We start from the raw sequence: 19964 nt of genomic DNA on the forward strand, positions 1-19964 counted from the left end.
AGACGAAGTGCGCGGGCTACCCGCCGGCCCGGCTCGCGACCGCCGGTGTGGGCGAGGTCGCGAACTTGCCGAGCCCGAGGTAGACGAGGCCGGCCACACCGATCCCGAACAGCCAGCTCAGATCGGCGCCGCCGAGCAGATTGATCGAGATCGGTCCCTGCAGCGCGCCGACGAGGCCGTCCTGCACCAGCCAGCCGGCAATGAGGCCGGCGAAGAACGCGATCATGCCGGCCCAGTTGATATCGCCATAGGCGCTGGTCTCCGGCGAGCGATAGAGCTCGGCCACCTCGATCTTGCCCTTGCGCTTGATGAAGAAGTCGGCGAGCACCACGCCGGCCCACGGGCTCATCCACAACAGCAGGCTGATCATCCAATTGTCGAACGCCTTCGCAAAGGACGGCGCGAAGATGAAGTAGAGGGTGCCCAGATAGCCGGCGATGCCGACGATGACGGTAAGCCAGAAGCGCGAGAGTTTCAGCCCCGCGCTCAGCGCCGCCAAGGTCGCCGAATAGACGTTGAGAATGTTGGTGGCGATCGGGCCATGCAGCACCATCAAGAGCACGAGGATGCTGACCGGACCGCCGAACACCGCGCTCACCATCTTGGCGGGATCGGTATCCAGCGTGGTCGAGGCGATGGTCGCGCCGAGAATGCCGAGCCACACCGTCGGCACGAACATGCCGACATAGCTGTACCAGAACACGGCTTTCGACGGCGTGGAGCGCGGCACGAAGCGCGAATAGTCGGAGGCCCAGGTGACCCACGAAATGCCCCAGCCGACGCCGATCGCGGTCATCAGCAGCGTCAGCATCGCCAGATGCGCGCCGGGCGGCAGCGAGGTGGTCAGGCTCCAGTTGACGACGCCGGGCCGGGTCCAGGCCAGGATGCTCATCAGCACCATGATGGCGATGGTCGGCGGCACCGTGTATTTCTCGAAGGTGCGGATCGCGTAGAAGCCGTAGACGCCGATCAGCACCTGCACCGCCATCACCAGCGTGATGACGATCATCTCGACCGGCCAGGTGTCGGGCACGCCGAACTGGCCGAGGATGCCCATCGAGACCTTCACCGGGAAATAGGTGTTCACGCCGATCCAGCCCAGCGTCATCAGGAACATCAGGATGCTCGGCAGGTAGGCGCCGCGGACGCCGAAGGCGGACCGGCTCAGCACCATCTGGTTGACGCCGGTCTTGTGCCCCATCACCGTGAAGGTGGCGAAGATCGCGCAGCCCACGATGTTGCCGATCACGATGACGGCGATCGTCTCCATCAGGCCGAGCTTGAGGATGATGCCGAGCGCGCCGAGCGCCCAGTTCACCGGCGCGATGTTGGCGCCGGCCCAGATCCACATCTGCTGCGGCCCGGTCGAGTCCCGGTCTGCGTCGGGAATTGGCTCGATGCTGTGAATATCAGCGCGAAGTTCGGAATCCGTCATGACATCCCCCAATACGAAGCACGCTTCGCATCATCGCAGCATAAATCGTGCCATGGGTTGCGGAGCAGCCGGGCCGGGCACGTTGGATGCCGGATGCAACGAGGCGCGCCTCGGATGCGACTGCGTTTTCAAGCGCGGGCGATGCTGATGCGCCGGGCTGCCGCGGCACACCGGACCTGCCGCCTGATGGCCGCGATCGATGCACGGCCGGGCAGCGGTACGATGATAAATTGAGCAGCCCAACTCAAAAGCGCAGCACGCGCCTCTAGTCGAATAGGGCAGCGGCGCTGTCGCGACTGGGATTGCCGGCCACGATGCGCTGCATCATCTCGATGAAGAGCGCCTGTTCCCGCTGGCTCAAATCGCCAAGCGTTGCGCGGTGCGCCCGCCGTGCTGCGCCCTCGATTCTCACCAGCAGCGCGGCGCCGGCGGGCGTCAGGCGGCACAATCGCGCGCGCCGATCGTCCTTGTTCACCGCGCGCTCGACCAGGTTCCGCGCGGCGAGCCGCTTCAATGCGCCTGTCGTCGTGGTGCGATCGAGCGCGATATCGGCCGCCAAAGTGGTCTGGTCGGCGGTTTCGCGCACCGCCAGCGCCGAGAGCAGGCTGTATTGCAGCGGGGTGACCTCGAATTCGCCGCAGGCTTCCTGAAACAGCGCGACGTGAATCTGGTGCAGCCGGCGGATCAGATAGCCGGGCCGTTCCGACAATGGCCAGGGGCGGTGCTTGCCCCCGCTGCGACTTTTCCTGGCTTGCCGCAATGCACGCTCTCCCAACCCCAGACCTTTCGCGCTTAGCTCGATTCGAACACGCTCGCCACAACAGGATCATGGCACGAAGCTTGCTTTTATCCAAATGCGAAGCATGCTTCGTAATTCGAGAGCGGGGCAACCGCCTGCGCAAGAGCCAAGGAGAGCGCCATGTCCGTCACTGCCAGCTTCGATCTTCTGCTGCGAGGTGGCCGCGTGATCTGTCCGGCCTCCGGGGTCGATGGGCTCAAGGACGTCGCCATCCGCAATGGCAAGGTCGCGGCGGTTGCATCCGACATTCTGCCGACCAGCGCGAAGGAGATCGTCGATGTCAGCGGCAAGCTCGTGCTGCCCGGGTTGATCGACACCCACGCCCACGTCTATCAATATGTCTCCGGACGCTTCGGCATGAACCCCGACATGGTCGGCGTGCAGTCCGGCGTGACGACGCTGGTCGATCAGGGCGGTCCGTCCTGCATGACGCTGCCGGGCTTCCGCCATTTCATCGCGGAAGCCTCGGCCTCGCGCGTCTATGCGTTTATCTCCGCCTATCTCGTCGGCGGTCTCGAGGGACATTTCTATCCGCAGCTCTACAGCCCCGACGGCGTCGACATCGATGCGACCGTCAAGGCGGCGACCGCCAATCTCGATCTCGTGCGTGGCATCAAGGCTCACGCCGAGATCGGCGGCTTCGCGCGCTGGGGCATTCGCGTCATCGAGATGGCAGCCGAGATCGGCAAGCGCGCCGACCTGCCGGTCTATGTTCATTTCGGTCAGCTCTGGGGCCTGCCCGAGAGCGGCGCCAATGGCGAGGATGCCGACACCATCCTCACCCGCGTGATCCCGCTGCTGCGCGAAGGCGACATCCTCGCTCATCCCTTCACGCGCCATCCCGGCGGCTTCGTCAACCGCGAGGGCGAGGTGCATCCGGTGATCCAGGCCGCGCTCGACCGCGGCCTCAAGGTCGATGTCGGCCATGGCAGCCATTTCTCCTATCGGCTCGCGAAGAAGGCGATCGCCGCCGGCATCATTCCGACCACGCTCGGCGCCGACATCCACGGCTACAACACCCATGTGCCGGCGCCGGCCGGAACGCCCGACCAGCACGAGGACGACGAGAACCATCCCTTCGCCGGCCAGGCCAAGTTCAGCCTGGTGCAGGCGATGAGCTCGATGATGGCGCTCGGCCTATCGTTGGAGCAGGTCGTGCCGATGGTCACCGCCAATCCCGCGAAGATGCTCGGCCGCAGCGGAGAGATCGGCGCGCTCAAGGTCGGCATGGACGCCGACGTCTCCGTGCTCACGGAGAGAAACGGCCGCTTCGTCCTCAAGGACAACGAGAAGAACGAGGTGATCGCCGAGCGCCTGCTGCAGCCGGCCTTCTGCCTGCGCGCCGGCACGCGCTTCGACGCGGTCGCACCGATCCTGCCGCAGGCCGTCGCGGCATAAGGCCGGGCGGTGAAGGAGAACGCCGAGTTGCGCAACGAGCGAGAGTTTCCGCACGGAAAGACTGGACAGGGCGTTGGCGCGCGGCTGCCACGCAAGGAAGACGACCGGCTGATGCGCGGCCGCGGCCAGTATGTGGGAGACGTCAGGCTCGCCGGCCTTCAGGACGTCGCCTTCGTGCGCAGCCCGCTGGCGCATGCGCGCATCCACGGCATCCATGTGCCCGAACGTTATCGCGGCAGTGTGTTCACGGCAGCCGATCTCGTCGGCATCAAGCCGATCCGCGCGGTGTCGGGGCTTCCGGGCTTCAAGATCTCCGAGCAGCCGGTGCTGGCGACCGGCAAGGTGCGCCAGGTCGGCGAGCTCGTCGCGATGTGCCTCGCGCCGACGCGGGCCGAGGCCGAGGACATCGCGGCCTCCGTGACGCTCGATCTGGAGGAGCTGCCGGCAATCCATGACATGCTGAAGGCGCGCGAGCCCGGCTCGGCGCTGGTGCACGAGCATTGGGGCGACAACGTCTTCCTGGAGACCAACTACGAAGTCGACATCTCCGCCGCGCTGGACGCGCCGATCAAGGTGACGCGCGAGATCTCGACCGCGCGGCAATGCATGTCGCCGCTGGAAGGCCGCGGCGTGGTCGCGACCTTCGATCCGAGGCTCGACCAGCTCACGCTGCACTCGGCGGCCCAGATGCCGCACATCACCCGCAGCGGCCTTGCCGAGTGTCTCGGCATGGAGGAGGGGCAGATCCGCGTGATCTCGCCGGATGTCGGCGGCGGTTTTGGCCACAAGGGCATTCTGCTGCCGGAAGAGGTCTGCCTGTCCTGGCTGACGATGCGCTGCGGTCATCCGGTACGCTGGCTCGAGGATCGCCGCGAGCATCTCGTCGCCAGCTCAAATTGCCGCGAGCACCATTACAGGATCACGGTCTATGCCGACCGCGACGGCACGCTACGCGGCATCGACTGTGAAGCGACCGTGGATTCCGGCGCCTACTCGTCCTATCCCTTCTCGGCCTGCCTGGAGGCCGCGCAGGTCGCCAGTATCCTGCCCGGTCCCTACAAGATGCCGGCCTATCGCTGCCGCACCTTCTCGGTCGCCACCAACAAATGCCCGATCCTGCCTTATCGCGGCGTCGCGCGCACCGGCGTCTGCTTTGCGCTGGAATTGATGCTGGACCTCGTAGCGGCGGAAGCCGGTATCGAGCCCGGCGAGGTGCGGCTGCGCAATCTGGTGCGCCCCGAGCAGATGCCGTTCGACAACATCACCAAGAAGCATTTCGACAGCGGCGATTATCCGGAAGCGATGGGCCGCGCGCTCGCGGCCATCGATATCGACGCCATCCGCGCCAGGCAAGAGCAGGGCGAGGCTGACGGCCGCCGCATCGGCGTCGGCGTTTCCATCTATTGCGAGCAGGCCGCGCACGGCACCTCGGTCTATTCCGGCTGGGGCATCCCGATGGTGCCGGGCCACGAGCAGGCCTCGGCGCGCCTGACGCCGGACGGCGGCCTCGAACTGCGCGTCGGCGTGCATTCGCACGGGCAGGGCATGGAGACCACGCTCGCCCAGGTCGCGCACGAGATCCTCGGCGTGGATGTTGCCAAGGTCCGCATCATCCTCGGCGACACCGCCATGACGCCCTATTCGACCGGCACCTGGGGCTCGCGCTCGATGGTGATGGCGGGCGGCGCGGTCGCTACCGCCTGCCGCGAGCTCGGCGAGCGTGCCAGGCGCATCGGCGCAAAACTGTTGCAACACGATCCGGCCGCCGTGGTGTTGCAGAACGGCGAGGTGCGCGGCGTCAATGGCAGCGTCAGCGTGAAGGCGATCGCCCACACCTGGTACCGCCGTCCGCAGGACCTGCCCGCCGATGTCGATCCCGGCGGGCTGGAGGTGACGCAAGGCTACAAGCCGGTACGCGACAGCGGCACCTTCAGCTACGCCGCGCATGCGGCCGTGGTTGCGGTCGAACCTGATCTCGGCGAGGTGGAAATTCTCGACTATGTGATCGTCGAGGACGGCGGCGTGCTGGTCAATCCGCTGGTCGTCGACGGCCAGATCTATGGCGGCCTCGCCCAGGGCATCGGCACCGCGCTCTACGAGGAAATGCCGTTCGACGCCTCCGGCCAGCCGCTGGCGACGACGCTCGCCGATTATCTGCTGCCGGGACCGACGGAAGTTCCGGCCGCGCGCCTCGACCACATGGAGACGCCGTCGCCCTATACGCAGTTCGGCGTGAAGGGCATCGGCGAGGGCGGTGCGATCGCGCCGCCGGCCGCGATCGCCAACGCCGTCAACGACGCGCTGCGCCCGCTCGGCGTCGAGCTGATGCAGTCGCCGATCACGCCGCATCGCATCGTCGCGGCGGTGCTGGCCGCGCGCGCGACGGAAAGGAGCACGGCATGAAACCGGCGCCCTTCGCTTACGAACGCCCGCGCGATCTCGGAGCCGCGCTGTCGATGCTGGCCGCAAGCAATGGATCGGCCAAAATCATCGCGGGCGGACAGTCGCTCGGTCCCATGCTCAATCTGCGGCTGGTGCAGCCGGAGCTGATCATCGACATCTCGGGCCTGGCCGAGCTCAAGCGCGCAGAGGTCTCTGGCGATGAGCTCGTGCTCGGCGCCTTGGTCACCCATGCGGACATCGAGGACGGCCGCACCGCCGACGTGACCCGCGGCGCCATGCGGGCCGTCGCTGCCAACATCGCCTATCGCGCCGTGCGCAACCGCGGCACCATCGGCGGCTCGCTCAGCCATGCCGATCCCGCCGCGGACTGGATTTCGGCGCTGGCGGCCCTGGGCGCGCGCGTGACGCTGCGCAGCCTTGTTGGCGCGCGATCGATGGCCGTCGAAGCGTTTGTGGTCGGTGCGCTGGAATCTGCGCTGCATGCCGGCGAAATCGTGGAGGCGATCCATGTGCCGGCGCGATCGGCCTCGGCGCATTGGGGCTATGCCAAGAGCTGCCGCAAGACCGGCGAATTCGCCCATGCCATCGGCGCGGTGCTGGTCGATCCAGCCGGCGCAACCGCTCGTGTCGTGATCGGTGCGATCGATACCGCCCCCCTCGTGGTCACCGATGCCGCGGAGCTGTTCGGCGGCCGGATCGCCACCGACTACAAGCAGCGTTTCGATGTCCGTGCCGCCGATGTCCTGCTCGCAAGCGCCGGCATAGATGACGCCGCGCAGCGCCACATCCATGTCAGCGTGCTCAAGCGCGCTGTCCAGGAGGCCGCGGCATGACCACGATCGCGCTTCAGGTCAATCGCCGCGCGGTGGAGCTGTCCGCCGAGCCGCGCACCAGCTTGGCTGATTTCGTCCGCGACAAGCTCGATCTCACCGGCACGCATCTCGGCTGCGAGCACGGGGTCTGCGGCGCCTGCACCGTGCTGCTCGACGGCGTGCCGGCGCGCTCCTGCATCACCTATGCGGCAGCCTGCGAGGGCGCCGATGTCACCACCATCGAAGGTCTCGACGAGGACGAGGTCACGACCGAGCTGCGTGCCGCCTTCACCCGCGAGCATGCCCTGCAATGCGGCTATTGCACGCCCGGCATGCTGGTCTCGGCGCGCGACCTGGTGCTGCGTCTGTCCGACGCCGACGAGCGCCGCATCCGCGTCGGCCTCAGCGGCAATCTCTGCCGCTGCACCGGCTATGTCGGAATCGTGCGTGCGGTGCAGGCCGTGATCGAAGCGAGGCGCGCGCGCGACATCGCGCCGGTGGCGGATGGCGGCCGGACAGTCCTTGGTCCTGCCGGCTCGGGGCGAGCGGCATCCAGCAAAAGCGAGCTGCGGCCTGCGCGGCAGGCGCCGGTTACGGCATTGGAGAGTGCCGCGCCGGGCAGCATCCCCGTCTTCACGCCGGCGACCGTTCTCGATCAGCGTTTCACGCTGCCGCATCCGCCGGCCAAGGTGTTCGCGATGTTCGACGACATCGCAGGCATCGCGGCCTGCCTGCCCGGCGTATCGCTGAAATCGCTGCCAAGGCCGGAGCGCGTGGAAGGCTTGATCCGCGTCAGGCTCGGGCCGATCGCAGCAAGCTTCGAGGGCGCCGCTCGCGTCGAGCGCGATCCCGCAACGCTGTCTGGCCGCATCGTCGGCATCGGCACCGACCAGCGCAGCCATTCGGCAACGCAAGGTGAGATCCGCTATCGCCTGCTGCCGCTCGAAGGCGGCGCGGCGACGGCCGTCGAGCTGTCGATCGGCTACACACTCACGGGAATGCTGGCCCAGGTCGGCCGCCCCGGCTTGGTGCGCGATCTCGCCCGACGCCTGGTCGCGGACTTCGCCGCCAATCTCGACCGCCACATGTCCGGCATGCCGTCCGGGCAGGCGGCCGCGGCAGAGCTCAGTGGCTGGTCGATTGTCTCGGATGTTTTGCGAGCCCGGCTCGCACGCATGTTTGGCCGCGCCTTCAACCGAAAAGGTGGCGCGGAATGACCGGCGCGCCGGCGCCGCGGAGTGACGAAGCCTGGACTGCCTAGACATCAACAGCGTGGAATTTGGAGAGACAGCATGACACGAACACTCGGACTGGTTCCGGCTATCGCGCTGGCGACGGCCTTGTTCGGCGGCGCCGCGGGGGCGCAGACCATCAAGATCGGCGTCAACGAGCCGCTCACCGGCGCTTTCGCCGCGTCCGGCACTTACGTCGTCAACGGTGCCAAGATCGCCGCCGACGAGATCAACGCCAAGGGCGGCGTGCTCGGCAAGAAGATCGAGCTCGTTATCGAGGACAACAAGAGCAACCCGACGGAGGCCGCCGCCGTTGCCGAAAAACTCATCACCAGCGACAAGGTGCCGGTCCTGATGGGCGCCTGGGGCTCGAGCCTGACGCTCGCGGTGATGCCGAAGCTGATGGAATACGAGACGCCGATGGTGGTGGAGACCTCGTCCTCCGGCAAGATCACCACGACGGGCAATCCCTTCATCTTCCGCATCTCGCCGCCGTCGGCGGTGGAGGCGGCCGCGTTCAAGGGCATCGTCGACAAGCTCGCGCTGAAGAAGGTCGACTTCCTCGTCATCAACAACGATTGGGGCCGCGGCACCGCCGAGGACTTCAGCAAGATGATGAAGGACAAGGGCATCACCATTGGCCTCGTCGAAACCATGGATCAGGGCGCGCAGGACATGAGCGCGCAGCTGTCCAAGATCAAGAGCTCGGATTCCGAGACCGTCATCGTCACCACCGCGGTCGATCAGCTGACCCTGATCTTCAAGCAGGCCGCGGCATTGGGCCTGAAAAAGCGCATCATCACCACCGGCGGCTCGCAGAACCCGGACCAGATCATCGCGCAAGCAGGAGCGGCCGCCAACGGCACCATGCACCTCACCACGTTCCTGCCCTGGTTCCCGGACAAGACGCCGAACCCGGAAGCCACCAATTATTTCATCGCGGAATGGAAGAAGCGCGGCTTCGAGTTCGCGGGCTGCACCGAGAGCTTTCGCGGCTATGACGGCATCCGCACCGTGGCTGCCGCGATCGAGAAGGCCGGCAAGGCCGAGCCCGCCGCGATCAAGGCGGCGCTCTGGAACATCAACATCAAGGGGCTGAACGGCGACATCGTGTTCCGCAAGTCGGGCCCCGAAGGCAAGGAGAGCGGTCAGAGCCAGCCGAACGTCTATCTCATCGAGATCAACGAGGGCAAGGTCGAGATGAAGACGCTCTAGAGCGATGAGATCAGGTTCGATGCAGCAACGAAGGAGGTGCGCTCCCTCGCCCGCTTGCGGGAGAGGGCTGGGGAGAGGGTGTCTCCGCAATGGGACAGTCGCCAAGAGGAGAAAGCCCTCACCCGGCGCTTCGCGCCGACCTCTCCCGCAAGCGGGAGAGGTGAACGAGCCGCCGCGGTCATCGATCCGACCTAAAGCCATTCCGCTTTTAACATCAGTCAATCCTGGGCGAGGGCGACACACCGCGGCCCTCGCCGCCATCCAGGATATCCGGGACCAGCCTTGAGCGAATTCCTCCAGCATCTGATCAACATGCTCGTGCTCGGCGGCACCTACGCGCTGCTGGGCATCGGGCTGACCTTGATCTTCGGCATCATGAACGTCGTGAACTTCACACATGGCGTGCTCTACACGTTCGGCGCCTACATCATGTTCATCGTGGTGCAGCAGCTCGGGCTCAACTTCTTTCTCGCATTGCCCGTGGCCGTGCTGGCCGGATGGCTGCTCGGTGCGGCCATCGAATTGACCTTGCTGCGTCCGCTGCGCGGCTCCGACATCGACACCACCATGCTGGTGATGATCGGCGCCTGGATCGCGATGCAGTCGGGCACGCTGTGGATCTGGGGCGGCGTCGCCAAATCGGTGACGACGCCATTCCCGGAGGCGCCGCTGGTGCTCGGGCCGGTCTCCGTCTCATGGCTGCGCCTGTTCGTGCTCGCTGCCGCGGCCATGTTGATCCTAGTGACGTATCTGCTCATCAACAAGACCAGCCTCGGCCGCGCGATGCGGGCGACCTTCCAGGATCACGACACGGCCTCGCTGATGGGCGTCAACGTCGACATGATCTACACCTCGACCTTCGCGATCGGCTCGAGCCTCGCCGCCGCCGCGGGCGCGCTGCTGGGGCCGGTCTACGTGATCTTCCCGCAGATGGGCGATCTCGCCGCGGTGAAGGCCTTCGCCATCGTCATCCTCGGCGGCCTCGGCAACATCACCGGCGCGGTGATCGGCGGCTTCATCCTGGCGCTGGCCGAAGAGCTCGGCGCCGGCTACGTCTCGTCGGGCTACCGCGATGCCATGGGCTTTCTCATCATCATCGCGGTGCTGATCTTCCGGCCGACCGGCCTGTTCGCACGCGCGGAGCGCGTCGGATGAGGGCGATCGTCACCATTCTCGCCGTCGCGGCGCTGGCCTCGGTGCCGCTCTGGTTGCGCGATCCCTATCTGCTCAACGCGCTGATCACGACCGGCATCTTCGTCATCGGTGCGATGAGCCTCAACCTGCTGCTCGGCTTCACCGGCCAGCTCAGCCTCGGCCATATCGCCTTTTTCGGCATCGGCGCCTATGTCAGCGCGCTGACATCGCTCGGCTTCGACATCGGCCTGCCCGGAGGTTTTCGTCTTGTCCACGCACCATGGCCGCCGATCATAGGCTTCGTGCTGGCGATCCTGATTGCAGGATTGTGCGGCTATTTCGTCGGCCTGTTGTCGTTCCGCGTTCGCGGCGCCTATTTCGTCATCGTGACGATCTCCTTTGCCGAGGTGGTCCGGCTGGTCGCGCTGAACTGGGTCGAGCTGACGCAGGGACCTCTGGCGCTGACCAACATCCCCTCCATCGCGCTGCCTTTGCCCGGCTTTGGCGAGCTGACGCTGCGCACGAAATTCCACAATTACTATCTCGTCCTGGTCGTCGCGCTGATCGCCTACCTCCTGATCGCGCGCCTCGTTCATTCTCATTTCGGCCGCTCCATGCGTGGCCTGATGGAGAACGAAACGCTCGCCGTTTCCGTCGGCATCGACGTGACCAGGACTTTGACCATTGCCGCGGTAATCTCCGCTGCGATCGCCGGCGCGGCCGGAAGCCTCTATGCGCACTACATCCGGATCATCGATCCCGAAGTGTTCGCCTTCATCAACACCGTCACGATGGTGATCATGGTCATCAGCGGCGGCAAGGGCTCGCTCGCCGGTCCCGTCGTCGGCGGCCTGATCTTCGGCCTGCTGCCGGTGGTGCTACGTCCGGTGATGGCGCCGGAAGCGCAATGGATCGCCTATGGCGGCGTGCTGATCGCGATCCTGTTCGTGCTGCCGCGCGGCATCGTGCCGTCGCTCGCACAGCGGTTGAACCGGCGACGTAGCGGGACGACAGCGCTGGCGCCGGTGACGCTCACCGAAACCAGCGCCAAGGAGCCGGCGTGATGACCGCGCGCAGCATCGCCATGACGATCGATCAGGTCGCGGTCCGCTTCGGCGGCCTCGTTGCAATCTCCGACATGAGCTTTGAGGTCGGCGAGGGCGAGATCGTCAGCCTGATCGGCCCGAATGGCGCCGGGAAGACCACCGCCTTCAACGTCATGACCGGATTCCTGACGCCGAGCGCGGGCCGCGTGACGTATCGCAACACTGCGCTGGCCGGATTGAAGCCGCACGAGATCGCCGATCTCGGCCTGATCCGCACCTTCCAGCGCACCAGCGTGTTCCCGAACGACACCGTCTACGACAACCTCCTGATCGGCCTGCACCGTCAGGGCCGGGTCCGGCTGCTCGACGCCATCCTCGGCCTGCCAGGCGCGCGCGCCTCGGAGCGCCGTTTACGGCAGCGGGCGAGCGAGCTGCTCGAATGGGTCGGGCTCGAACGCCGCGCCCACGATGCAGCTGGCTCGCTGTCCTACGGCGAGCAGCGCCTGGTCGGTGTCGCGCTGGCGCTGGCGGCGGAGCCGTCGATGCTGCTGCTCGACGAGCCCGTTTCCGGCATGAACGCCTCGGAAACCCATCGCTTCGTCGAACTGATCCGAGGCATCCGCGACCGCGGCATCACCATCCTGCTGGTCGAGCACGACATGCCCATGGTGATGACGGTCTCGGACCGCATCGTGGTGCTCAACTATGGCCGCATCATCGCCGAAGGGACACCGGAGGTGATCCGCAACGATCCCGCCGTGATCGAGGCCTATCTCGGACATGGAGCGGCGCGTGCTTGAGATCCGCGACATGGTGTGCGGCTATGGTGGCGTCACCGCGCTGCGCGGCATCTCGCTCGACGTGAAGGCCGGCCAGCTGGTCGCCCTGATCGGCGCCAATGGCGCCGGCAAGAGCACGACGCTGCGGGCGATTTCCGGCCTGATGCCGCCGCGCTCGGGCCAGATGAAGTTCGAGGGCATCGACATCACCGGGGCGAGGCCGCCGCGCGTGCTGGCGAGCGGCATCGCGCATTGCCCGGAAGGGCGGCGTGTGTTTCCGCATATGAGCGTCGAGGAAAATCTCGAAATGGGGGCCTACCTCCGTCGTGGTTCGGGTGAGATCGCGGCCGACCGCGACCGCATCTACACGGAATTTCCGCGGCTCGCCGAGCGGCGCCGGCAGGCGGCGGGCACGCTGTCGGGTGGCGAGCAGCAGATGCTCGCGATCGGGCGCGCGCTGATGTCGCGGCCGCGGCTGATCATGTTCGACGAGCCCTCGCTCGGGCTCGCGCCCAACATCGTCGAGCGCACCTTTGCGATCATCCGCGCCATTCGCGATGCCGGCACCACGGTGCTGCTGGTGGAGCAGAATGCCTTCGCTGCGCTCGAGATGTGCGACCATGCCTATCTGCTCGAGAACGGCCGCATCGTGCTGTCGGGCGCCGGCACCGAGCTGATCGCGAACGAGCATGTGCGCAAGGCCTATCTCGGTGGCTGACGACGCCGGGTGGATTCTGGTCTGCGATCTCGACCGGCTGAAGGCGGAGACGATCGTCCGCGTCGCCGGGCGCGACCTGCTCGTGATCTGGAACGAGGGCAACGTCGTCGCCTGCGAACGTGCGTGCCCGCACGAACAGGCGGATCTGGCCTTGGGGCAGGTAACGGCCGGGCGCCTCAATTGTCCCCGCCATGCGGCATCATTCGATTTGCGCGATGGGGCAATCACCGCGGGATGGCCGAGCCCGCCGTTGCGGCTCTATCCGGTGCGGATCACGGGCGAGCAAATCTGGATTGAGCTGCGGGAGCGGCAGCCGGGCCGATGATGACATCATGCCCCTGTTTTGCCCGACGAGTCAAAGCGATTGCGGCCGGGTCGATCGACCCTCAATCAATTCGGCTTTGCAAACAACGGCATCGCTACTGTGCATGGGGTTGTTTTCGCGAGTTTTAGTCCAGCAGCCGCCGCGCCGCCTCCACCAGGACTCCGTCCGGCCGACGCAGAGCCTCGAGAATGGTGAAATGGTCGGCGCCTTCGACCGCAATGAGCCTGCCCGGCGCGCCCGCCGCCGCGCGCTTGTCGTGGAGATTGATTGAATCGCAGACGAGCGCCGGCAGCTCGTTGCTGCCATAGGCGATGTCGAGCCGCTTTGGCGTCACTGGCAGGCGAAGCGGCGAAAGCGTTGCGATCTCTTCGTCCGTCAGCTTCAGCGCCGTGTTGAGCCCGGTATCGCGGATCGGCGCGAGATCGTAGACGCCCGAGAGCGCGAGCCCGGCATGGACCCGCGGATGGTCCAGCGCCATCGCGACGAGATGGGCACCGGCGGACCAGCCCGACAGCACGACCGGCCCGGCAACGCCATAGGACGCGCCGTGCGCGGCGAGCCAGTCCAGCGCACGCGGGATCTCGGCGACGATGTCGGTGAGGGACACCTCGGGCGCCAGCGAATAGCCGGGGATTGCAACCGACCAGCCATGCGCGGCGACGCCTTCGACCAGCATGGCGAACAGCTCGCGCGAATTGCGCTGCCAGTAGCCGCCATGCAGGAACACCAGGCAGGGCGCATCGGGCTTCGCGGCCGGATAGAGGTCGATCTTGTTGTTGGCCCGCTCGCCGTAGGGCAGGTCGAGGTGGGACGTCAGCGTGCCCCGCAGCTGGCTTGAGGCCTCGTTGCGCTCGGCGATCAGCGCCGGGCTGTTCCTGACCGCCGCGTTGTTGTCATAGGCCGCGCTGCGCTCCGCCCGGGACAGCTCGGACCACCGGTCGCGGGGGTCGAGCGGCCGAATTGTCGAATGAGCGTTCTCAACCATGGGAGTCTCCGTTTGCGTCAGGCACTACGCTCGCAAGATCGCTTCAATCTCTTGCGCTGCTGCGAGCAGCGAGCGGTCTTGTCCGCGCGCCGCGATGATCTGAAGGCCGAAGGGAAGCCCGCGCTGATCCGTTCCGCACGGAATCGAGATCGCCGGCAGTCGGGCATGGTTGACGAAGGGCGTGAACACCGCGTGGGCCCGCGGGCTCGCGGATTTTCCGCCGATCATATCCGGGCCGAGCTGCGTCAGCGGCCAGGCGACGCACGGGACGGTCGGCGCCAGCAGCAGGTCGGTCTCAGCGAAGAACGCCGCAAAGGCATTGGCGATCGCGGTGCTCGCGAGCAGCGCTGCAGCGACCTCCGCACCCGACCAGGAGAGACCTCGTTCGATCTGCTTGGCGATGTCAGGATCGAAGACGGCCGGATCCTTGCGGAAGGTATCGCCATGGAGCGCCGCGAGACCCGCATGCTGAAGCGGCATGATGGCGTCCTCCGTGGCGCCTGCCGGCCAGACGGGATCGCGTTGTGTGATGCGCAGACCTGCGGCGGAAAGCCGGTCGACGGCGGCGGCGAGGCCATTCGCGACGACGTCGTCAATCGCGGCGTCGAGACCAAGGCGCGGCGAGAACGCGATGCGCTGACCGCCGATGTCTTTGGCCTGCTGCGCCACGACGGCGGAATCCGGATCGCGCGGATCGGCGCCGGCCATGGCTTCAAACGCCAGCGCGATGTCGGCCACCTCGGATGCGATCGGCGCGATGACGGAGAGGCCGAAGAAGGGCTCGGCGAAACCCGGCCCATAGGGGATCGCGCCATAGGACGGCTTGAAGCCGGCGACCCCGACATGGGCCGGCGGCCTGCGGCTGGAGCCGCCCGCATCGGTGCCGATCGCAAGCGGCACCAGGCCGGCCGCAACGGCTGCGGCCGGGCCGCCCGATGAGCCGCCTGGTGTCAGCGCGAGATCGAGCGGATGCCGCGTCGGCCCGTATAGCTGCGAGGTGGTGACGCCCTTGCAGGCGAATTCGGATGTCGCGCCGATGCCGACGACGACGGCACCGGCCCTGCGCAGCCGCTCGATCGCAATGGCATCGCGCGGCGCGATGAAGTCGCAGAACAGGCGCGAGCCCTGCGTCACGCGCCAGCCGCCGACCCAGATGTTGTCCTTGACGATCATGGGCACGCCGGCGAGCGGCATGATCTCGCCCATACGCAGGCGATCATCGACCGCGGCAGCATCGGCCAGCGTGCGTGCAGGATCGATCGTGACGACCGCGTTCAAGGCTTTGGCGGTCTCGATGCGGCCGAGCGCGGCTTTCGCGGTCGCGACGGCACTCGTCCGCCCGGCGCTGACGTCGGCAGCGATCTCGCGCGCGCTATTCTTCGGTTTTGTCATGGCCTGCCCAGATCAACGCCAATGTGCCGCCGAGCGCAAGGCACGCCAGCGCGAAGAACGCCATGCCGAGGCTGGCCACGCTATCCAGGATCGACACCAGCGCCGGCGCCGCAAGGAGGCCCGCATAGGACGCGGTCAGCACCGCGCCGGTGGTCTCGCCGATCCGCTCCTGCGGCGCGAGGCGGGCGATCTCGGCGACGAAGACGCCGTTCCAGCCCGACGCCGTCAGGCCGAACAAGGCGGCAATGATGATTTGCCCGCTACGCCCGAGCGAAGCACCGTTCAGGCCCAGCAGCGCGGCGCAGAAAGCCATGCCGAGGCCGATGACGATGAGGACGGCGCGCGAGGCATCGAGCCGCATGGCGACATAGCCCCAGCCGAGCCGGCCGACGAGGCCGCCGGCCTGCGCGCAGGCGAGCGCCATGCCGGCCTCGATATGGCTGAGGCCAAGCTCGCGCGTGCCGAGCGTGACGAACACCGTGTTGAGCGACACCTGCATCGCGCTGAACGGCATCGAGGCCAGCGCCAGCATCGCGATCCGCCGGTCCGCAATCACCAGCGCCAGCCGCGCGCGGAGATCGAGCTTTGCCGGCGGGGCGACCTTGCCGGCATAGGCCGGCCGCAACCATTCGAACAGGGCGATCGCAAGTAACGCCAGGGCAGCAACGGCCGCATAGCACCAGGCCGGTCCGAACGCGATGGCGATCGCGGGCAGGGCCAGCGAGCCGCAGACGGCGCCGATCTGGTTGCCGGTCTGGCGCACCGAGAAAACGAAGGCGCGCCGCTCGGCGGTCACGAGCCGCGCCAGCAGTGCCGCGCTCGCCGGCGTCTCGGGCCCCATGGCCAGGCCGATGCAGAGGCCTGCGGCCAGCAGGGCGGGGCTCGTTCCGAGCGAAGCCAGTGCCACGCCAACGATGATGGCCGCCGCGCACAGGCTCGCGATGCGCAGCGAGCCCACGCGCGCGATGAAGCCGCCGCCCCAGAACGAGGCGGGGATGCCGACCGCGAACACCGCGCAGGAGAACATCGAGAGCTGCCAGACCTCGATATGGGCGCGCGGGGCGACCACGCCGGGTGCGAACAAGGCCAGCGCCACGAGGGCCTGAAGCCCAGTCATCGCCCCCAGCGCCGGCAGCAGCGCGGGCGCTGGCCGAGCGGCCGTGTTTCCGTCTACCATGGCGGCGTGCTCATGGGAGGAACATTGTGGCAGGCGGTATTTCCATTCACGCAGTCGATGTGGCGAGCGGACGGCCCGCGCAGGGCCTGCGCGTCGAGATCTGGCGGATCGATCCGGATTCCCAGCGCATCGCCGAAGGGCGGCTCGGCGCCAACGGCGTGCTCGATCATGCCGTGGCGCAGGGCGCAGGTGTGACGGAAGGCGAGTACGAGGTGCTGTTTCATCTCGGCGAGTTCTTTGGCGCGCACGACGGCTTCCTCACCGTGACGCCGTTCCGCTTTCGCATCAAGAACGTTGACGAGCATTTTCATCTGCCGCTGAAATTCACGCGCTGGGGCTATTCGCTGTTCCGCGGCGCCTGATCAGTTGGTCAGCCGGCGCGACAGGCCGGTGACGCGCTCCATGAGTGCGACCAGCGCGACGGTGGCGATGATCAGCACGCCTGAGAGGGCCGCAATGGTGACATCCAGCTTGCCTTCGAGGTCCTGCCACATCCGGATCGGCAGCATGTCGGTGGCGGCATCGCGCAGGAACAGCGACACCGGCACGTTGTCGAAGGACGACATGAAGGCGATGAAGGCGCCGGCGATGATGCCGGGCCGGATCAGCGGCAACACGATCCTGCGGAAGGTGTACAGCCGACTCGCGCCGAGCACGGCCGAGCTTTCGAGCAGGGTCGGCTCGAGCTGGGCGAGGGCTGCGACTGTGTTGCGCACGACATAGGGCACGCAGACCACGGTGTGGCCGATCACCAGCGTCAGCGGCGACACCGGCAGTCCGACCAGCGAGAACAGCATCAGGGCGGCGAGGCCAAAGGCGAGCGCGGGCAGCACCAGCGGCGACATGAAGAGGGAATCGAGCAGCCGCGCCGACAGTGTCGGCGACCTGGAGATCGCGAGCGCCGCGGCGACGCCGAGGGCGACGGACAGGCCGGTCGCCCACAGCGCCACGATCAGGCTGTTCTTGGCGGCGAAATGTAGCTGCCAGGCATTCCACAGCTCGGCGTACCAGCGCAGCGAATAGCCGGGCGGCGGGAAGCGCAGCGAGAAGCCGCTGGTGAAGGAGACGATCAGCACCACCAGCGACGGCGCGATGATGATGACAAGCGCGATCACCGCGATCACGGTCATGACGAGCTCGAAGCTGATCGCCTCGAGCGTGCGCTTGCGGCCGCTCATCATGCGCCTCCATAGCCGCGCGACATGCGGCCGAGCGTGGTGAAGACCGAGACCACCGCGAGCACGGCGAGCAGGAAGATGATCGAGATCGCGGCCGCGAACGGCCAGTTCTGCAACGTCGAGGCCTGCTGGTAGAGATACATCGGCATGAACAGCATCTGTCCGCCGCCGATCAGCGACTGGGTGATGAAGGCGGTGATGGCGGCGGCATAGGTCAGCGTGCAGCCGGCAATGACGCCGGGCAGCGACAGCGGTAGCACGATCCGGAAGAAGGTGCGCCAGCTTCCGGCGCCGAGCGAGCAGGAGGCATCGTCGAGATTGGGATCGATGCGGCCGAGCGCGGTGATCAGCGGCAGCGTCATCAAGGGCATCTGCACCTGTGCCAGCGCGATCACCACGCCGAACTGAGTATAAAGCAGTTTCAGCGGGGTATCGATCAGGCCGAGCGATTGGAGCGTCGCGTTGATGATGCCCTGGCGGCCGAGGATGACGATCCAGGCGAAGGTGCGCACCACCACGCTGGTCAGAAGCGGCAGCAGCACGATCAGGATGATGATGGTCTGAAGCTTTGGTCCGACCCGCTGATACAGCCAGGCGATGGGAAAGCCGAGCACGAGACAGACGGCCGTCACCTCCGCGCCCAGCAGCAACGTCGAGCCGAGCACGCCAAGGCTGAAGGGATCGGTGAGGAAGTGCAGGTACTGGCCGAGCCCCCAATGGAGCCCGGCCGTGTCGTTGTGCAGCGAGAGCCAGAACAGTTGCAGCAGCGGCGCGACGAAGAAGACCAGGAAGAACAGCGCCAGCGGCGCTGCCAATCCCATTCCGTAGGACGTCACGTCCCGTGATGCCGGCGCTGCGCCCATAGCTCAGATCTTGATCTCGCGGTTGAAGCGTTCGATCCAGGCCGAGCGCTGCTCGTTGATCTTCTTCCAGTCCTGGAACACGAACTTCTTCTTCAGTTCGGCCGTGTCCTTGGCCAGCACACGCGCGATCTCGCCGCCCATCGTCACCTTGGAATTGGTCGGGACGATCAGATAGGGCGGGTTCATCAGCGTGGTCTGCACCTCCGGCGTCAGCGCCGCCTCGATCAGCTTGAAGGCGAGCTCGCGGTTCGGCGAATTCTTGACGATGTGGATCGTGGTCTTGAAGGCGATGGCGCCTTCCTTCGGCGCCACGAACTCGACCGGCACGCCACGCGCTTTGAGGATCTGGATGGCGTTGAAATTGCCGGGCGAGATGTCGATCTGGCCCTGCTGGAACAAGGTGGCGAGCGCGCCGGGATTGGCGGCGACCGCAGCGAGGTTGGGCTTGAGCTCCTCCAGCGCCTTGAAGCCGGGATCGACATTGGCCTCCGAGCCGCCGCGCATCTTGGCGATCTCGACCAGCCAGCCGGTGCCGAGCGTCGAGTTGAGATTGGTGATACCGACGCGGCCCTTGAACTCCGGCTTCCAGAGATCGGCCCAGGAGGTTGGCGGCGTCTTGACCGCTTCCGGATTGTAGGTGAGGCCGACGACCTGGAAGAACGGGGCGGGGCCCATCGGCTCCTGCGCCTCGGCGATCAGGTCTTTGTAGTACGCGCTCTTCTCGACCGGATAGGGCTCGACCAGATCCTGGCCGACGGCGACGAGGGCGGGGCCGGGATCGTGCAGCATGACGTCGATCGGCGGATTGGCTTTCGCCGCGTTGACCTTGGCGATCTGGTCGACCGAAAGCATGGGATCGAGCACCATGGCGGCATCCGCATTGGCTTTGCGGAACGCGGGCACCAGCACGGCCTTGTGCGCTTCCTCCCAGCTTCCGGTGAAGGTCGCAAACACCAGCGGGCGCGCCTGGGCGTAGCTCAGGCCTGGAAACGCCTTCATGGCCCCGAGTGTGAGCGCCGTGGTCAGCAGGCTTCTGCGGTTCATGATCATGTCAAACTCCCCTCTGGACTGGA

General features: G+C 66.7%; 19 protein-coding genes. 11 read left to right on the forward strand and 8 right to left on the reverse strand.

Annotated elements, in window-relative coordinates; genetic code table 11:
• Window positions 1-16: 16 nt before the first annotated feature.
• Both XI05_RS38655 and XI05_RS38660 read right to left on the reverse strand, forming a co-directional pair.
• Complete coding sequence (locus XI05_RS38655) at window positions 17-1435, reverse strand: cytosine permease (protein WP_271511711.1); 1419 nt, start codon at window positions 1433-1435, stop codon at window positions 17-19.
• Window positions 1436-1700: 265 nt separating this feature from the next.
• Window positions 1701-2195 carry a MarR family winged helix-turn-helix transcriptional regulator gene (locus tag XI05_RS38660; protein ID WP_260375869.1) on the reverse strand — a complete coding sequence of 165 codons (495 nt, stop codon included), beginning with the start codon at window positions 2193-2195 and terminating at the stop codon, window positions 1701-1703.
• 159 nt (window positions 2196-2354) lie between these two features.
• Here XI05_RS38660 and XI05_RS38665 point away from each other — a divergent pair, with 159 nt between their 5' ends.
• From XI05_RS38665 to XI05_RS38710, 10 genes are all read left to right on the forward strand, one after another.
• Window positions 2355-3632, forward strand: coding sequence for an amidohydrolase/deacetylase family metallohydrolase (locus tag XI05_RS38665; protein WP_271511712.1), 1278 nt, complete (start codon window positions 2355-2357; stop codon window positions 3630-3632).
• Window positions 3633-3641: 9 nt separating this feature from the next.
• On the forward strand, window positions 3642-6035 hold the full coding sequence (locus XI05_RS38670; RefSeq protein ID WP_271511714.1) for a xanthine dehydrogenase family protein molybdopterin-binding subunit: 2394 nt from the start codon (window positions 3642-3644) through the stop codon (window positions 6033-6035).
• Complete coding sequence (locus tag XI05_RS38675; protein WP_271511716.1) at window positions 6032-6868, forward strand: FAD binding domain-containing protein; 837 nt, start codon at window positions 6032-6034, stop codon at window positions 6866-6868. Before XI05_RS38670 ends, XI05_RS38675 begins: the two co-directional genes overlap by 4 nt.
• The gene (locus XI05_RS38680; protein WP_271511717.1) at window positions 6865-8064 is read left to right on the forward strand and encodes a xanthine dehydrogenase family Fe-S subunit; all 1200 of its coding nucleotides are present in this window, start codon (window positions 6865-6867) and stop codon (window positions 8062-8064) included. The genes XI05_RS38675 and XI05_RS38680 overlap by 4 nt, the downstream gene beginning before the upstream one ends.
• Before the next feature lie 75 nt (window positions 8065-8139).
• Window positions 8140-9294, forward strand: a complete 1155-nt coding sequence (locus XI05_RS38685; RefSeq protein ID WP_271511719.1) for an ABC transporter substrate-binding protein — start codon at window positions 8140-8142, stop codon at window positions 9292-9294.
• 282 nt (window positions 9295-9576) lie between these two features.
• Complete coding sequence (locus tag XI05_RS38690; RefSeq protein ID WP_025035388.1) at window positions 9577-10449, forward strand: branched-chain amino acid ABC transporter permease; 873 nt, start codon at window positions 9577-9579, stop codon at window positions 10447-10449.
• Entirely contained in the window at window positions 10446-11492 is a 1047-nt protein-coding gene (locus tag XI05_RS38695; protein ID WP_271511721.1) for a branched-chain amino acid ABC transporter permease, read from the forward strand. The genes XI05_RS38690 and XI05_RS38695 overlap by 4 nt, the downstream gene beginning before the upstream one ends.
• A complete protein-coding gene (locus XI05_RS38700) occupies window positions 11492-12274 on the forward strand; it encodes an ABC transporter ATP-binding protein (protein WP_271511723.1) in 783 nt (260 codons plus the stop codon). The genes XI05_RS38695 and XI05_RS38700 overlap by 1 nt, the downstream gene beginning before the upstream one ends.
• Window positions 12267-12971, forward strand: a complete 705-nt coding sequence (locus XI05_RS38705) for an ABC transporter ATP-binding protein (protein ID WP_271511725.1) — start codon at window positions 12267-12269, stop codon at window positions 12969-12971. The genes XI05_RS38700 and XI05_RS38705 overlap by 8 nt, the downstream gene beginning before the upstream one ends.
• Complete coding sequence (locus XI05_RS38710; protein WP_442869352.1) at window positions 12964-13296, forward strand: Rieske (2Fe-2S) protein; 333 nt, start codon at window positions 12964-12966, stop codon at window positions 13294-13296. Before XI05_RS38705 ends, XI05_RS38710 begins: the two co-directional genes overlap by 8 nt.
• A gap of 124 nt (window positions 13297-13420) precedes the next feature.
• Here XI05_RS38710 and XI05_RS38715 read toward each other — a convergent pair whose 3' ends face one another.
• Genes XI05_RS38715 through XI05_RS38725 form a run of 3 tightly spaced genes read right to left on the reverse strand, consistent with a single transcriptional unit; the run spans window position 13421 to window position 16850 of the window.
• Window positions 13421-14281, reverse strand: a complete 861-nt coding sequence (locus XI05_RS38715; protein ID WP_271511729.1) for an alpha/beta hydrolase — start codon at window positions 14279-14281, stop codon at window positions 13421-13423.
• Between the two features lie 24 nt (window positions 14282-14305).
• The gene (locus XI05_RS38720) at window positions 14306-15673 is read right to left on the reverse strand and encodes an amidase (RefSeq protein WP_271511731.1); all 1368 of its coding nucleotides are present in this window, start codon (window positions 15671-15673) and stop codon (window positions 14306-14308) included.
• The gene (locus tag XI05_RS38725; protein ID WP_271511733.1) at window positions 15654-16850 is read right to left on the reverse strand and encodes an MFS transporter; all 1197 of its coding nucleotides are present in this window, start codon (window positions 16848-16850) and stop codon (window positions 15654-15656) included. Before XI05_RS38725 ends, XI05_RS38720 begins: the two co-directional genes overlap by 20 nt.
• A 26-nt stretch (window positions 16851-16876) precedes the next feature.
• Between XI05_RS38725 and XI05_RS38730 the strand changes: the two genes are divergently transcribed.
• Window positions 16877-17212 (forward strand): hydroxyisourate hydrolase, encoded by a 336-nt coding sequence (locus XI05_RS38730; protein ID WP_271511735.1) that lies wholly within the window; start codon window positions 16877-16879, stop codon window positions 17210-17212.
• On the opposite strand, the gene XI05_RS38735 is transcribed toward XI05_RS38730, so the two are convergent.
• Genes XI05_RS38735 through XI05_RS38745 form a run of 3 tightly spaced genes read right to left on the reverse strand, consistent with a single transcriptional unit; the run spans window position 17213 to window position 19941 of the window.
• Window positions 17213-18028, reverse strand: coding sequence for an ABC transporter permease (locus XI05_RS38735; protein WP_271511737.1), 816 nt, complete (start codon window positions 18026-18028; stop codon window positions 17213-17215).
• Entirely contained in the window at window positions 18028-18891 is an 864-nt protein-coding gene (locus tag XI05_RS38740) for an ABC transporter permease (RefSeq protein ID WP_260383116.1), read from the reverse strand. Before XI05_RS38740 ends, XI05_RS38735 begins: the two co-directional genes overlap by 1 nt.
• Before the next feature lie 3 nt (window positions 18892-18894).
• Complete coding sequence (locus tag XI05_RS38745) at window positions 18895-19941, reverse strand: ABC transporter substrate-binding protein (RefSeq protein ID WP_036004961.1); 1047 nt, start codon at window positions 19939-19941, stop codon at window positions 18895-18897.
• Between the last annotated feature and the right edge of the window lie 23 nt (window positions 19942-19964).

It is taken from the genome of Bradyrhizobium sp. CCBAU 11357 (assembly GCF_028128865.1).
Classification (GTDB): Bacteria; Pseudomonadota; Alphaproteobacteria; order Rhizobiales; family Xanthobacteraceae; genus Bradyrhizobium.

Excerpts from the sequence above, each read along its gene's own strand:
- XI05_RS38740 (WP_260383116.1), bottom strand. The coding sequence starts at position 18,891 with ATGGGCGCAGCGCCGGCATCACGGGACGTGACGTCCTACGGAATGGGA.
- XI05_RS38715 (WP_271511729.1), bottom strand. The coding sequence starts at position 14,281 with ATGGTTGAGAACGCTCATTCGACAATTCGGCCGCTCGACCCCCGCGAC.
- XI05_RS38720 (WP_271511731.1), bottom strand. The coding sequence starts at position 15,673 with ATGACAAAACCGAAGAATAGCGCGCGCGAGATCGCTGCCGACGTCAGC.
- XI05_RS38665 (WP_271511712.1), top strand. The coding sequence starts at position 2,355 with ATGTCCGTCACTGCCAGCTTCGATCTTCTGCTGCGAGGTGGCCGCGTG.
- XI05_RS38745 (WP_036004961.1), bottom strand. The coding sequence starts at position 19,941 with ATGATCATGAACCGCAGAAGCCTGCTGACCACGGCGCTCACACTCGGG.
- XI05_RS38695 (WP_271511721.1), top strand. The coding sequence starts at position 10,446 with ATGAGGGCGATCGTCACCATTCTCGCCGTCGCGGCGCTGGCCTCGGTG.
- XI05_RS38655 (WP_271511711.1), bottom strand. The coding sequence starts at position 1,435 with ATGACGGATTCCGAACTTCGCGCTGATATTCACAGCATCGAGCCAATT.
- XI05_RS38735 (WP_271511737.1), bottom strand. The coding sequence starts at position 18,028 with ATGAGCGGCCGCAAGCGCACGCTCGAGGCGATCAGCTTCGAGCTCGTC.
- XI05_RS38700 (WP_271511723.1), top strand. The coding sequence starts at position 11,492 with ATGACCGCGCGCAGCATCGCCATGACGATCGATCAGGTCGCGGTCCGC.
- XI05_RS38685 (WP_271511719.1), top strand. The coding sequence starts at position 8,140 with ATGACACGAACACTCGGACTGGTTCCGGCTATCGCGCTGGCGACGGCC.
- XI05_RS38675 (WP_271511716.1), top strand. The coding sequence starts at position 6,032 with ATGAAACCGGCGCCCTTCGCTTACGAACGCCCGCGCGATCTCGGAGCC.
- XI05_RS38680 (WP_271511717.1), top strand. The coding sequence starts at position 6,865 with ATGACCACGATCGCGCTTCAGGTCAATCGCCGCGCGGTGGAGCTGTCC.
- XI05_RS38725 (WP_271511733.1), bottom strand. The coding sequence starts at position 16,850 with ATGGTAGACGGAAACACGGCCGCTCGGCCAGCGCCCGCGCTGCTGCCG.